The organism is Pseudosporangium ferrugineum (assembly GCF_003002065.1).
GTDB lineage: Bacteria > Actinomycetota > Actinomycetes > Mycobacteriales > Micromonosporaceae > Actinoplanes > Actinoplanes ferrugineus_A.
Window position 1 is genome coordinate 255,691 of record NZ_PVZG01000003.1, and the last position, 13,774, is coordinate 269,464.

A 13,774-nucleotide genomic window follows, 5' to 3' on the forward strand; every position below is an offset into this window, starting at 1 on the left:
CCGGTGGATCAATCCGCGATCGAGGTCCGCGGCCTGTCGGTGAGCTACGGCGCGGCCCCGGTGCTGGTGGACGTCGACCTGACCGTGCCCACCGGCGCCGGCGTCTGCATCACCGGCGAGAACGGCATCGGCAAGTCGACGCTGCTGCGCTGCATCGCCAGCCTGCAACGGCCGGACGCCGGCGAGATCGAGATCTTCGGCGGCCCGCCGGGGTCCACACCGGAGTTCTGGCGCGCCGTGGCCACCACCGTGGAGCCGCCGACCTGGTATCCGGGCCTCACCACCCGCGAGCACGCCGAGCTGGTCTGCCGCGCGCACGGCCTGGACGCCGCGGACGCCGGGATCGACGAGGCGCTCGAGCGGTTCGGCATCGCCTCGCACGCCGACGCCGTGCCACCGTCCATGTCGTCGGGGCAGAAGCAGCGGCTGACCCTGGCGCTGGCCCTGCTGCGGCCCAGCCGGCTGATGATCCTCGACGAGCCCGAGCAGCGCCTCGACCCGGACGGCCGGGCGCAGGTGGCGGCGATGCTGGCCGAGTACCGCGACGGCGGCGGCACGATCCTGATGGCCAGCCACGACGACGTGTTCGCGGCGGCGGCCGGCACCGAGGTGACCGGCATGGCCGCCCTGGTCGCCGGGTGACCACCGCGGTCGGCGTCACCGGCGTACGGCGCTGGGTCCGCCGTACTCAGTCGGCGCACCGGGAGCGCGGTGAGACGCTCGGCAACTTCTACTTCGCGGTGCTCTTCGTCGCGATCGTCGGCGGCATGGCGCACAAGCAGCTCGCCGTCGTCTTCTGGCCGGCCGCGCCGCACGCCTCGGGGCTTGCGGGTGCGGGCCTGGCGCTGGCCCTCACCGGCGGCCTCTACCTTGTCCTGCGCCGGCTCGGGCCGCTCGCGCTCAGCCGCCCGGCCGCCTCCTGGCTGCTCACCGCCCCGGTCAGCCGGCGCCGGCTGCTGCTGCCCTCGCTGTGCTGGGCGACCGTGGGCGCCGCCGCGGCGGGAGCGCTGGGCGGGTTCGCGATCCTCGGCCACACGACCGGTCGCCCGGTGACGGGGGCGGCGGAGCTGCTGCCCGCGTACGGGGCAGTGCTTGGTGGAGGGCTGCTGCTGCTGGCGCTCGGGGCGCAGGCGGACCGCTGGTGGTCGGCGCGCTCGGACGACGCGGCGTACCTGCTGCTGGCCGCCGGCCTGGCCGCCCTGGTCGCCGACTCGGCCGGCGCCGCGATCCCGCTCTCCGCCGGCTGGCCCCCGGCCACCGCAGCGCTCGCGACCGTCGCCGGGCTCGCCGTGCTCCTGGTCGCGTTCTGGCTGGTGGCGGTGCGCCGGCTCGAGGGGACGCCGAACGAGCGCATCCTGGAGGCGTCCCGCACCGCCGGCACGCTCGCGGATTCGGCGTTCGGGGTGGAACCGTCCTTCGTGACCGAGATGGTCGAGCGGCGCTACTGGGCCCACCGCAGGCTGCGATCGCGCCGGCTGCCGGCCCGCGTGCCCGTGCTGGTGGGCCAGGACCTGCTGATGGTGCGCCGCCGCCCGCGACGCCTGCTGTGGCTGGCCGGGGCCAGCACGCTGCCCGCCCTGCTCGCCCACGCGCCCGGCTGGCTCCTCGGCGCGGCGGTGCTGGCCGGCGGCCTGCTCGCCGGCGGGGTCACGACGGCGAGCGTGCGGACGGACGCCGGCAACCCGTGGATGCTGCGCATGCTGGGGCTCAGCTCGCGCGCGGCGATCGTGCAGCGCCTCTGGGTGCCCGGCGTCCTGACCGCCCTCTGGTACGCCGCCGCCCTCGCCCTGCTGCGCGCCCTCGGCGACCTCCCCGCGGGCCCGTGGTGGGCGCTCGGCCTCGGCCTGGGACCGGTCGGCGCGGTCGCGGCGGTCCGCAAGGCGCGCACCGGTTTCGTGGACAACTCGCTGCTGCCGCTGGACACCCCGATGGGCTCCGTGTCGACCGGCCCGCTGATCGCCGCGTTCGCCGGCGTCGACATCCTGCTGCTCGGCCTGCCGACCGTGGTGCAGATCGCCCAGGGCGACCCGCTGAGCTGGACGGGCGTGGTGGTCCAGACGGCGGTGGCGGCCTTCGGCGCGCGGGCGTACGTCAGCGGCACGACCGCCACCGACCGGGTGGAGCTGAGCGGCCGCTAGAAGAGGGTGAGCTCGTTGCGGTCCATGCCGCGCAGCTTGTCGTAGTCGACCACGACGCAGCGGATGCCGCGGTCGGTGGCGAGCACCCGGGCCTGCGGCTTGATCTCCTGGGCCGCGAAGACGCCCTGGACCGGCGCCAGCAGCGGGTCGCGGTTCATCAGCTCGAGGTAGCGGGTGAGCTGCTCGACGCCGTCGATCTCGCCGCGGCGCTTGATCTCCACGGCCACCGCCTTGCCCGCGGCGTCGCGGCAGAGCAGGTCGACCGGGCCGATGGCGGTCATGTATTCGCGGCGTACCAGGCTCCAGCCTTCGCCGAAGGTCTCCGGGTGGGCCGCGAGCAGCTCCTGCAGGTGCGCCTCGACGCCGTCCTTCACCAGGCCCGGGTCGACGCCCAGGTCGTACGAGGTGTCCTGGAAGATCTCCTCGAGGGTGATCCGCAGCTCCTCGCCGGCCTTGTTGACCACCTTCCAGACGCCCGGTGCCTCCTGGAGCTTGCACGGCGGGCTCATCCAGTTGAGTGGCTTGTAGGCACGGTCGTCGGCGTGGATGGACACCGACCCGTCCGCCTTCACCATCAACAGCCGGGTAGCCGGGGGCAGGTGGGCGGAGAGCCGGCCGACATAGTCCACGGAGCACTTCGCGATGACCAGACGCACCGCACGAGGGTAGCCTCCGTCCCCCGGCGGGGCGAGCGCGGCGGTGCCATGCTGAGATCGTGCTCGAAGCCCTCACCGGTACGGGCCTGGCGGCATCCGCCGGGCTGAACGCGTACATCCCCCTGGTCACCATGGGTCTGCTGGACCGATACACCGACACCATCGACCTGCCCGGCGGCTGGCAGTGGCTGTCCAACGGCTGGGTGCTGCTGATCCTCGCCCTGCTGCTCGCCGTCGAGGTCGTGGCCGACAAGGTGCCCGTCGTCGACCACGTGAACGACATCGTGCAGACCGTGGTCCGGCCCACCGCGGGCGGGCTCGCGTTCGGCGCCGGCTCGGCGTCGGAGACGGTCACCGTGTCGGACCCGGGGTCGTTCTTCGGCTCGCACCAGTGGGTGCCCGTCGCCGCCGGCGTGGTCATCGCGCTCTGCGTGCACGGCGTCAAGGCCGCCTCCCGGCCGGTGGTGAACGCGACCACCGCCGGCGTCGGCGCCCCGGTGGCCAGCACGGCGGAGGACTTCACCAGCGTCGCGTTGTCGCTGCTCGCGATCCTGCTCCCGGTGCTGGTCCTGCTCGGGCTGCTGCTGCTCGTGCTCGGCGCGGTGTGGGTGATCAGGCGACGTCGGCGGCGCAGGAGGGAACGGGGACCGTCCGAGGGTGTCGGGACCCAGCGCCTCTTTGGTTGACTTCCCCGGTGCCCGCGATAGCCGTACCCGCCTTCGCCCTCACCTGGTGGCTGGGGTGCTACCTCGTCGCGCGTGATCCGGCCCGGATCCTGCTGTGGCGGGCAGGCGGGGCGCTCGGGTCGTACGCCGTGGCGGTGGCCGCGTGGACGGTCGCACCGGGCTCCGGCACGGCGATGGTGCTGCTGTGCGTGCCGGCGCTGGGCTGGGCGGGGGTGGCGGCGGCGCTGATCCCGCGGGGCGTGCCGGAGCGGCGGCCGGTGAATCTCGGGTGGGCGTACGCGTCGGGGGTCTTCCTGATCCTGGCCGTCCTGCTGCCCGGCGTCGGCAAGCTGGTCGCCGTGGCGCCGCTGGCCGGCGCGCTGGCCCTGCTGCTGCGGTACGCCGACCGTGTACGCCCGCGCCGGCTGCCCGCCGCCTTCGCCGCGGCCGCCGCCCTGTACGCCGCCGGCCTGGTCATCGTGCTGATCCCGATCGACCTCGGCTCGGCGGAGCTGGTGATCGCCACGATCGGCCTCGACCAGCTGCTGCTCGGCTACCTGGTGGCCGTCGCGGACGCGGTCGAGGCCGGCGAGCGGCTCCTGCCCGACCTGCGGCGTTCGCTGGTGGCCGCGGGGGCGGCGACGCTGCTGTTCGGCGGGCCGGTCGCCCTGACCCTGCTCGCGGCGCCCGGCCTGCACACGGTCGCCGTCCTCCAGTTCGTGCTCGTGGCCGTGGTGCTGGGCGCGGTCGGGACGGCCGTGCCGCTGCGCGCCGGGCTCGACCGGCTGGCGTTCCTCCAGGACGAGCGGCTGCGGGCGGACCGCGCGGCGCTGATGGTCGCGGCCGACGCGCTGCCCCGGCGGCGCGAGCGGCACCAGATGATCGCCATGGACGAGGACGAGTTCCACCGGCTGACCCGGCGGGCGCTCGACGACTACGCCGACATCGGCCGGCTGCTGCGCAACCCGCTCATCGACCTGCCCACGGTGGACCGCCGGTTGCACGCGCGCGGGCCGGGCGTGGCGGATCAGCCGCTGGTCCGGGTCGCCGAGCTGCGGGCAGTGCTGGCCGAGCACGTGCAGAAGCTGCGGCCGGCCGGCGGGTTCGGCACGACCGACGAGTGGCGGTTCTACAACGCGTTGCACTACTGCTGCGTGCTGGGGCTGCGGCCGTACGAGCGGACACCCCGGACGGACGGCCTGGACCGCGACGCCCGCCGGGCGGTCGACTGGCTGCGCCGGTACGTGCCCCGCAAGACGCTGCGCCGCTGGACGGCCGAGGGCGCCGACCTGGTGGCCGCGCGGCTCTGGCGGGACCTGGTCACCGCCGATCCCCGCTGGCTGAGCCGGACGGCCGCGGGCGTGCCGGCGCCCCGCGACGCCGACGGTCACCGGGACGGCCCGGTCCTCGACGGCCGCCGTCCGGACCCGGCGCTCCGGCGGGACCGGACCCGGCCGAGGGGTACGGCCCGGCCCCTCGATCCGCCGGATCGGGGGGCCCGCCCGGGCGGGGGACGGTGACCATTCGAAGCCGACACGCGGCACATATGGTCGAGAAACCCCCCATAGTGGTTAAAATCCCCCCACGTCGATTCCGGGGGGTCGAGTGGGTAGCCACCGCAACGCGCTGGTCGCCGTCGTCCGGCAGGAGCTGGCCGAGGCACGCGGCACCGCCCGGGCCGTGCTGGCCGCCGCCGAGTCGGCCCGCAACGAGGCCCAGCGCCGGAAGAAGCTGATCCGGGACGCGTACGCGACCTGCCTCGCCCAGCTCGCCGAGGCGCGCGACACCGCCCGGCAGGACATCCTGCGCCGCACCCAGGCCGAGGCGGCCACCCTGACCCGCAACGTCGAGTCGCTGGCCGCCCTCACCGCGTCCGGCGCCGCCGGCACGTCGTGGCGCTACTGGACGCCGACCGAACCCGACCGGGTGGGCCGGCCCGGGCTGCTGCGGATCGGGACGGTCGCGTACGAGGCCGGCGAGACGCGGACCAAGCTCCCCGCCCTGGTCCCGTTCCTCGACCACGCGCACGTGAACGTCCTCGGCGACCAGCCGGCCGCCGACGGCGTCGTCTCCGGGCTGCTGCTGCGGGCCCTCGGCACCACCCGGCCCGGCGACGTGCGGCTCAGCGTGTACGACCCCGAGCAGCTCGGCGGCACCCTGGCCGCGTTCGCGCCGCTGGGCAACGCCGGCCTGCTCTCGTTCGTCAGCCCCGGCGGGCTCGGCGCCGCCCTCGACGAGCTGGTCGAGCACATCTGCCGGGTCAACGAGAGCGTGCTGGCCGGCGAGTACGCCTCCCTGACCGAACTCACCGCCGCCACCACCGGGCCGCGCCCCGAGCCGTGGCGGGTGGTGGTGCTGCTGTTCGACCCCGGCCGCACCGGGCATCTCACCGGCGAGCAGCGCGCGCAGCTCGATCGCGTGGTGCGTACCGGCGTGGCTTGCGGCGTACACCTGGTGGTCCGGGGTCTGGAGCTGGCACCGCACCCGACGGTGGAGCGCATCGCGGTGCGCGGGGAATCCGCGAGCTGCGACACCACCGGGACCCTGATCGTCACCCTCGACGCGGCGCCGCCGCCGGAGCGGATCGCCGCGTTCTGCCGGGCCACCGCCGAGCGGCTGCGCGCGGGCCCGCCGCCGGCCCGCTTCGCCGACCTCGAGCCGGAGAAGCTCTGGACCGAGTCGTCCGCGCACGGCCTGACCGCGCCGATCGGCGACAGCACCGACGGCTCGCTGGTGGAGGTGGCGCTCGGCGACGACCCGCCGCACGCGCTCATCGGCGGGCCGTCCGGGTCCGGCAAGACCAACCTGATCTACGCCTGGATCGGCTCGCTCGCCGCCCGGTACGGCCCCGGGGAACTCGCCCTCTACCTGCTCGATTTCAAGGAGGGCGTGTCCTTCGCCCGGTTCGCGCCCGGACCGCGGGACCCGAGCTGGCTGCCGCAGGTGCGGCTGGCCGGCATCAACGTCAACGGCGACCGCGAGTTCGGCCTGGCCATGCTCCGCCACCTCGGCGAGGAGCTGCGGACCCGGGCCCAGGCCGCCAAACGGTACGAGGCGTCGAAGCTGGCCGAGCTGCGCGCGGAGGACCCGGGCGGGCACTGGCCCCGGATCGTCGCGGTCATCGACGAGTTCCAGGTGCTGCTCACCGGCCGCGACGCCGTCGCCGACGAGGCGGTCACGCTGCTGGAGGACCTCGCCCGCCGCGGCCGTTCGCAGGGCATCCACCTGATCCTGGCCAGCCAGGACGTCTCCGGCATCGAGGCGCTCTGGGGCCGCTCGGGCCTGGTCGGCCAGTTCACCCTGCGCATCGCGCTGCCCAAGGCGCGGCGGATCCTGGCCGACACCAACCTGGCCGCCGCGGTCATCCCCCGGTTCCACGCGGTCGTCAACGCCGACTCCGGGGTCGCCGGCGCCAACCGGGTGGTGCGGCTGCCCGACGCGAGCGACCGGGCGGTGTGGCGGTCGCTGCAGCGCAAGCTGTGGCGCGAACGGCCGGAGACGTGCGTACCGCCGCGGCTCTTCGACGGTGACGCCGTGCCCCGGCTGCCGGCCATGTACCGGCCCGCGGGCCGGGTGCCGCGGGGCGCCGCCGACGTCGGTTCCTCGCCGGGCGCGGTGCTGGGCGAGCGCATCGACGTGTCCGCGCGGCCGGCGCGGCTGCGGCTGGGCCGGATGCCGGGACGCAACCTGGCGGTGCTCGGCACCCGCATCGACGAGGCGTGCGACGTGCTGGCCTCCGCCGCCCTGTCGCTCGCCGCGCAGGGCCCCGCCCGCTTCCGCATCGTCTGCCTCGACCCCGGCGCCGAGCGGCCGGCCGCCCGGCTGGTCGCCGAACTCCCCCAGGCCGACTGGTACGGACCCGCCGACCTCGACGACCTGTTCGGCACGCTCGCCCCGGACGGCATTCCGCACTACGTGCTCGGGTACGCGCTCGACGCGGCCGGCCCGGCGTACCGGGAACGGCTTAGGGGCCTGCTCGCCGACGGGCCGGAGCAGCGCCTGCACGTGCTGGGCTGGTGGCGCTCGGTCCCCCGGCTGCGCGACGACCTGGGCGGGATCGGGGCGCGGCTGGACACGATCGGCGCGTGGGTGGCGCTGGACGTGCAGGGCCCCGAGCTCAGTCCGCTCTCCCCGCAACCCGGCGGGCCGGCCTGGTACCCGCGCCGGCGTCGGGCCCTCTTCTTCGACCGGTCGGTGCACCGCCATCCGGAAGTGATCATCCCGTACGAGGTGAACAGTGACCACACGTGACCGCGACTACCAGCTGATGATGACCGCGCTCGCCGAGGTCGCCCGGCGGCGCGACACCGAGCTGCGCGGCGCCGAGGAGGCGTACCGGACCAGCGCCGCGCAGGCCGCCGGCGAGCTCGCCCGCGCCGAGGGAGACGCGGCCGCCGCGGACCGCTGGGCGGGGGCGGCGGCGGCCCAGGTGCTCGACGTCGACCGGGAGGCCGCCCGGCTCTGGGACCAGCTGCGCCGCGCACCGGGCCTGCGGGTACGCGCCCTCGGCGAGGTGCCCGAGCCGATCGCGATCGACGCGCTGCCCCGCGTGGCCCTGGAACGCTCCCCCGACTCCCGGTCGCCGGTCCCCGCGCCCCGGCAGTCGGCGCGCACGCTGCTCGCCCGGGCCGCGGAGCGCATCGACGTGACCGTACGCCCGGCCGAGCGCCGTTCCCTGCCGCGCTGGGTGCTGCCCCTGCTGCCGCTGCTGGGTGCGCTGGTCGCGGGCCTGACCGGGCTCCTCGCCGCCGGGCTGGTGACGGTGGGCAGCACGGACGTGCCGGGCGCGACGCTGATCCGCGGGCTCGGCTGGCTCGCGTTCCTCGTGGCGCCCTCCGCCGGGGTGCCGGTGGGCGCGCTGGTGGCCCACCGGCGGCTGCACGCCCGCCTGGACATCGGCGGCATCGGCCTCACGCTGCTCGGCGGCATGGCGGCGGCCACGCTGCTCTCGGTGACGTTCGCGGCGAACCGCTGAGCCGGCGGCCACCCTGCCCTCGGCGAGCCGCCGGGCCCGCGGCCACCCAGCCCTCAGCAACCCGCCGGGCCCGCGGCCACCCAGCCCTGAGCAACCCGCCGGGCCGGCGGCCACCCAGCCCTCGGCGGGCCGCTGGGTTAGGTTGCCTCCATGACGGAGGCCGCGATAGAGGTACGAGGGCTGCGCAAGGTCTACGGCGACACGGTCGCGGTGGACGGTGTGGACCTGACGGTGGCGCGGGGCGAGATCTTCGCGCTGCTCGGCCCGAACGGCGCCGGCAAGACCACCACGGTCGAGATCCTCGAGGGCTACCGCAAGCGCGACGGCGGCGAGGTGCGCGTGCTCGGCGTCGACCCGGCGGTCGAGGACGCCGCGAAGCGCCGGTGGCGCACCCGGGTCGGCATCGTGCTCCAGGGCACCGGCGAGTTCGACGAGCTGACCGTCGGCGAGGTGGTCGGCCACTTCGCCCGGTTCTACCCCGAGCCCGACGATCCGGCGGACGTCATCGCGCGGGTGGGCCTGACAGAAAAGGCCCGTTCGCGTACGCACACCCTCTCGGGCGGGCAGAAGCGGCGGCTCGACGTCGCGCTGGGCATCATCGGCCGGCCGGAGCTGCTCTTCCTCGACGAGCCCACCACCGGCTTCGACCCGGAGGCCCGCCGCGAGTTCTGGACGCTGATCCGCGACCTGGCCGGCAGCGGTACGACGATCGTGCTCACCACGCACTACCTGGAGGAGGCGGAGACCCTCGCCGACCGGGTCGGGGTGATCACGGCCGGGCGGCTGATCGCCGTGGACACCCCGCGGCGGCTGGGCAACCGGGATTCCGCCCTGGCGACCGTCTCCTGGCGTACGGCGGAAGGCGCCTGGGAAAGCACCCGCAGCGCGACGCCGACGGCCGTGGTCACCGACCTGGCCGCGCGCTTCGACGGCGAGGTCCCCGGCCTGACGGTGACCAGACCGACCCTTGAGGACATCTATCTCGACATGATTTCAGCATGATCGACTGCACCGGAGCGGGCGAAGCGAAAGTGAAGGGCCAGGAGAGCATGCCCATGAGGCTCAGCGGCATGAACCTCGGTCTTCGGCAGGGGGCGCTGGAGATCCAGCAGTTCCTGCGCAGTCGCGAACAGGTCATGTTCACGCTGGCCTTCCCGGCGATCCTGATCCTGGTGTTCGGCTCGATCTTCAAGGGCGAGATCGGCGACGGCGTCAAGTTCACCCAGTACTTCGTGACCGGCATGATCGCGACCGGCCTGATGACCGTCGGCTTCCAGGCCCTCGCCATCCAGATCCCGATGGAACGCGACCGCGGGGTGCTCAAGCGCCTGCTCGGCACGCCGATGCCGCGGTGGGTCTACTTCGCCGGCAAGGTGCTCATGGTGGCCTTCATCGCGGTGCTGGAGACCGCGATCCTGCTCGCCGTGGCGACCCTGCTCTTCGGACTGGACCTGCCGGACACCGCCGGCAAGTGGCTGACGTTCCTGTGGGTCTCCGCGCTCGGCATCACCGCGTGCACGCTGTGCGGCATCGCCTTCTCGTCGCTGGCCCGCACCGGGCGCAGCGCCCCGGCGGTGGTCACCCCGGTCGCGCTGATCCTGCAGTTCATCTCCGGCGTGTTCTTCGTCTTCACCAGCCTGCCCGGCTGGATGCAGAACCTCGCCTCGATCTTCCCGCTGAAGTGGATGTGCCAGGGGCTGCGCTCGGTGTTCCTGCCGGAGTCCTTCGGCCCGCGGGAGCCGGGCGGCTCCTACGACCTGCCGATGGTGGCGCTGGTGCTGGGGGTGTGGTGCCTGGTGGCCCTCATCCTGTGTCTCACCACGTTCCGATGGACCACCAAGCGCGACGGCTGACCCCGGCTCAGTAGCTGTAGAAGCCCTTGCCGGTCTTGCGGCCGAGGTCACCGGCGGTGACCATGCGCTGCAGCAGCTCCGGCGGGAAGAACTTCTCGTCCGCGGTGTCCCGGTAGATGTTGCTGGTCGCGTTGAGCATCACGTCGAGGCCGGTCAGGTCGATGGTGGCCAGCGGACCCATGGCGTGGCCGAAGCCCAGCTTCATGACCGTGTCCAGGTCGGCGGCGGACACCACGCCCGACTCGACGAGCTTGATCGCCTCGACCAGCAGCGCCGAGAAGAGCCGGTTGGAGACGAACCCGGCCACGTCCCGCCGCACCTCGACGCAGGTCTTGCCGACCTCCTCGGCGAAGTTGCGCGCCGACGCCAGCGTCTCGTCGGAGGTCTGGTAGCCGCGGACCAGCTCGACGAGCTTCATCATCGGCACCGGCGAGAAGAAGTGGATGCCGACCACCGACTCGGGCCGCTCGGTGACCGCCGCGATCTGGGTGATCGGGATCGCCGACGTGTTCGTGCCGAGCACCGCGCCGGGCTTGCAGATCTTGTCGAGCGCGCGGAAGACCTCGTGCTTGGCCTCGACCTTCTCGAAGATCGCCTCGACCACGACGTCCGCGTCGGCGGCCGCCTCCAGCTCGGTCGTGGTGGTGATCCGGGCGACGGTGGCGTCGGCGTCCTCCTGGGTGATCTTCCCCTTGGCGGCGAAGCGCGCGAGGGAGTCCCGGACCGCGGTGACCCCCCGCTGGAGCGAGGACTCGTCCAGGTCCCGCATGGTGACCTGCCATCCCGCCTGCGCCGCCACCTGGGCGATACCGGAACCCATCAGACCGGAGCCGATGACCGCAAGCCGACCCGCCATGTGTGCCTCTCCTTCTCCGTAAGCCCGCTCGACCTTGAGCGTGGTCCCAGACTAGCGGGCGCCCTTAACGCAGCCTCAGGGCCTCTATCAGGTCAAATCCCCGGAAAACCGGCCCTGCCGATGCCAGACTGTGCCCATGCCACCAAGCGACGGCTGGTACCTCCTCGGGCCCTTCATCGCCGTCGCTCTCGTCGGATTCCTCGGCGCGATCTTCTGGCGGATGGGCCTGCAATGGACCCGCCCCGGCGACGACCCGCTCCGCGACCTCTACGAAGGCCTGGCGATCTTCGACTGCGGCGACGACTACGGCCTGCTCTGCCCGGCAGCCACCACCGACGACCCCGGCGTGGCCGAGGAGATCCGGGTGCTGCTCCGCTCGGCGGGGATCCGCTCGACGTCCGCGGCCCGCCCGGACGGCCGCCTGGTGGTGCTGGTGTTCCCGGAGGAGGCGGAGGAGGCCCGGCGCCTGGTGGGCGGCTCCCCCGCCCTCTGAACGCCCGCCCCGGCCCTCAGAAGTCGTAGGTGGGCTCGGTGACGACCGCGCGTTCCACGTCGACGCCGAGGTTGGCCAGGTCCGAGACGAAGTCCGGGTAGCCGCGGTCGATGTGGTGGACCTCGCCGACCTCGGTCACGCCGTCGGCGCACAGGCCCGCGATCACCAGGCCGGCGCCGGCCCGGATGTCGGTCGCGCGGACCGGGGCGCCGGAGAGCCGCTCACGGCCGTTCGTCACGGCGTGGTGGCCGTCGGTACGGATGTCCGCCCCGAGCCGCACCATCTCGTTCACGAACATGAACCGGCCGTCGAAGATGTTCTCCGTGATCAGGGAGGTGCCGGAGCTCACCGCGGCCAGCCCGAGCGCCATCGGCAGCAGGTCGGTGGCGAAACCCGGATACGGCAGCGTCACGATGTCGACGGCCTTCGGACGGTCGTCCATCCGTACGCGGAACCGGTTGTCGCCCGGCTCGACCACCCCGCCGGCGGAGACCAGCTTGTCCAGCGCGATCTCCAGATATTCCGGCCGTACGCCGTGGACGGTCACGTCCCCGCGGGTCATCGCGGTGGCGTACGCCCAGGTCCCGCCGACGATGCGGTCGCCGACGGTGGCGTGCCGGACCGGCCGCAGCGCGTCGACGCCCTCGATGGTCAGCGTCGACGTGCCGGCGCCGTCGATGTGCGCGCCCATCTCGGTGAGCATCTGGCAGATGTCGACGATCTCCGGCTCGCGCGCCGCGTTGTCGATCTCGGTGACGCCCTTGGCGAGCACGGCGGCCATGAGAATGTTCTCGGTGGCGCCGACGCTCGGGAAATCCAGCCAGATCTTGGCGCCGCGCAGCCCGGCCGGGGCCGAGGCGATGACGAAGCCGTGCTCACCCGAGATCTCCGCGCCCAGCCGCGCCAGCCCCGACACGTGCATGTCCAGCCCGCGCGAGCCGATCATGTCGCCGCCGGGCAGCGCGACCCGCACGTAGCCGCGGCGGGCCAGCAGCGGCCCCAGCACGCAGATCGACGCGCGGAGCCGGCGCACCAGGTCGTAGTCCGCCTCGCTGCCCGGCTCGGCCGGCACGTCGATCGTCGCCTCGCCGCCGTCGAACGACACGTCACAGCCCAGCCGCCGCAGCACCTCGCCCATGATCGCCACGTCGGTGATCCGGGGAGTGTTCGCCACGACGCTGCGCCCCTCGGCCAGCAACGCGACGGCCATCAGCTTGAGCGCCGAGTTCTTGGCACCGCCGACCGTGACATCACCGGAGAGACGCGCGCCGCCCTTGACCCTGATCACATCCACGCGGGCCATCGTATGGGGCGCGCCCCGGCCGCCTCCGTAGGGTGGGGGCCATGGCCGTGCATCTCACCCGCATCTACACCCGCACCGGCGACGCCGGCTCGACCCGCCTCGGCAACAACGAGGTCGCCGCGAAGACGGATCCGCGCATCGTCGCGTACGCCGACGTCGACGAGTGCAACGCCGCGCTGGGGGTGGCGCTCGCCCTCGGCGCCCTCGCACCGGACATCCGCAGCGTCCTGACCGCCATCCAGAACGACCTGTTCGACGTGGGCGCGGACCTGTGCAACCCGCTCGCCGACGACCCGCCGTACCCGCCCCTGCGCATCACGGAGACGTACGTGACCCGCCTCGAAGGCTGGTGCGACGAATACAACGAGCAGCTCCCGGCGCTCGACTCCTTCGTCCTGCCGGGCGGCACCCCGGGCGCATCCCTCCTGCACGTGGCCCGCACGGTAGCCCGCCGCGCGGAACGCTCGGCGTGGGCGCTGATCGAGGAGGACCCGGACCGCACCGGCCCGCTCCCGGCCAAGTACCTGAACCGCCTGTCGGACCTGCTGTTCATCCTGGCCCGCACGGCGAACGGCCCGGCCGGCGACGTGAAATGGGTCCCCGGCGGCCAGGCGGGCTGACCGCCAGACCCACCGGCCGTCGGCCTCCACCCGCCCGAGAGCCGACGGCAGCCCCGACGCCCCGGTCCGAGCATGCGACCCGGCCGAGCATGCGGCCCCAGCATGCGGGCACACATGCCGGTGGTGGGGTGACCGCGCTATGGCGTGATCCGGCTCGCGACGACCGCGTGGAGCCGACGACCGCCCGGGACCAACGGCTACGGGACCGACGACCG

13 protein-coding genes are annotated in these 13,774 nt (G+C 74.0%); 10 read left to right on the forward strand and 3 right to left on the reverse strand.

Translation table 11 applies throughout. From position 1 onward, the window contains the following. Window positions 1-3: 3 nt before the first annotated feature. Window positions 4-642: an ABC transporter ATP-binding protein gene (locus CLV70_RS08475; RefSeq protein ID WP_106125835.1), complete on the forward strand. Its 639-nt coding sequence runs from the start codon at window positions 4-6 to the stop codon at window positions 640-642. Continuing rightward, a complete protein-coding gene (locus tag CLV70_RS08480) occupies window positions 639-2,138 on the forward strand; it encodes a DUF6297 family protein (protein WP_106125836.1) in 1,500 nt (499 codons plus the stop codon). Before CLV70_RS08475 ends, CLV70_RS08480 begins: the two co-directional genes overlap by 4 nt. Here the strand turns inward: CLV70_RS08480 and nucS are convergent. Further along, entirely contained in the window at window positions 2,135-2,794 is a 660-nt protein-coding gene (gene nucS, locus CLV70_RS08485; RefSeq protein ID WP_106125837.1) for an endonuclease NucS, read from the reverse strand. The two genes, CLV70_RS08480 and nucS, sit on opposite strands and share 4 nt — an antisense overlap. A gap of 59 nt (window positions 2,795-2,853) precedes the next feature. Between nucS and CLV70_RS08490 the strand changes: the two genes are divergently transcribed. From CLV70_RS08490 to CLV70_RS08515, 6 genes are all read left to right on the forward strand, one after another. Beyond that, on the forward strand, window positions 2,854-3,480 hold the full coding sequence (locus CLV70_RS08490; protein ID WP_106125838.1) for a DUF4126 domain-containing protein: 627 nt from the start codon (window positions 2,854-2,856) through the stop codon (window positions 3,478-3,480). An 8-nt stretch (window positions 3,481-3,488) separates the two neighbouring features. Continuing rightward, window positions 3,489-4,979, forward strand: coding sequence for a hypothetical protein (locus tag CLV70_RS08495; protein WP_211303686.1), 1,491 nt, complete (start codon window positions 3,489-3,491; stop codon window positions 4,977-4,979). Between the two features lie 85 nt (window positions 4,980-5,064). Continuing rightward, window positions 5,065-7,710, forward strand: a complete 2,646-nt coding sequence (locus CLV70_RS08500; protein WP_106125839.1) for an FtsK/SpoIIIE domain-containing protein — start codon at window positions 5,065-5,067, stop codon at window positions 7,708-7,710. Then, window positions 7,697-8,434, forward strand: a complete 738-nt coding sequence (locus CLV70_RS08505) for a hypothetical protein (RefSeq protein WP_106125840.1) — start codon at window positions 7,697-7,699, stop codon at window positions 8,432-8,434. The genes CLV70_RS08500 and CLV70_RS08505 overlap by 14 nt, the downstream gene beginning before the upstream one ends. 150 nt (window positions 8,435-8,584) lie before the next feature. Then, on the forward strand, window positions 8,585-9,436 hold the full coding sequence (locus tag CLV70_RS08510; RefSeq protein WP_106125841.1) for an ABC transporter ATP-binding protein: 852 nt from the start codon (window positions 8,585-8,587) through the stop codon (window positions 9,434-9,436). Window positions 9,437-9,504: 68 nt separating this feature from the next. Further along, window positions 9,505-10,287, forward strand: a complete 783-nt coding sequence (locus CLV70_RS08515; RefSeq protein WP_245908107.1) for an ABC transporter permease — start codon at window positions 9,505-9,507, stop codon at window positions 10,285-10,287. A 7-nt stretch (window positions 10,288-10,294) separates the two neighbouring features. On the opposite strand, the gene CLV70_RS08520 is transcribed toward CLV70_RS08515, so the two are convergent. Next, window positions 10,295-11,143, reverse strand: coding sequence for a 3-hydroxyacyl-CoA dehydrogenase family protein (locus tag CLV70_RS08520; RefSeq protein WP_106125842.1), 849 nt, complete (start codon window positions 11,141-11,143; stop codon window positions 10,295-10,297). A 136-nt stretch (window positions 11,144-11,279) separates the two neighbouring features. On the opposite strand from CLV70_RS08520, the gene CLV70_RS08525 reads away from it, so the two are divergent. Then, entirely contained in the window at window positions 11,280-11,636 is a 357-nt protein-coding gene (locus tag CLV70_RS08525) for a hypothetical protein (protein ID WP_106125843.1), read from the forward strand. 16 nt (window positions 11,637-11,652) lie between these two features. Here CLV70_RS08525 and murA read toward each other — a convergent pair whose 3' ends face one another. Continuing rightward, window positions 11,653-12,939 (reverse strand): UDP-N-acetylglucosamine 1-carboxyvinyltransferase, encoded by a 1,287-nt coding sequence (murA, locus tag CLV70_RS08530; protein WP_106125844.1) that lies wholly within the window; start codon window positions 12,937-12,939, stop codon window positions 11,653-11,655. Between the two features lie 41 nt (window positions 12,940-12,980). Between murA and CLV70_RS08535 the strand changes: the two genes are divergently transcribed. After that, window positions 12,981-13,559, forward strand: coding sequence for a cob(I)yrinic acid a,c-diamide adenosyltransferase (locus CLV70_RS08535; protein ID WP_106125845.1), 579 nt, complete (start codon window positions 12,981-12,983; stop codon window positions 13,557-13,559). Window positions 13,560-13,774 lie beyond the last annotated feature (215 nt).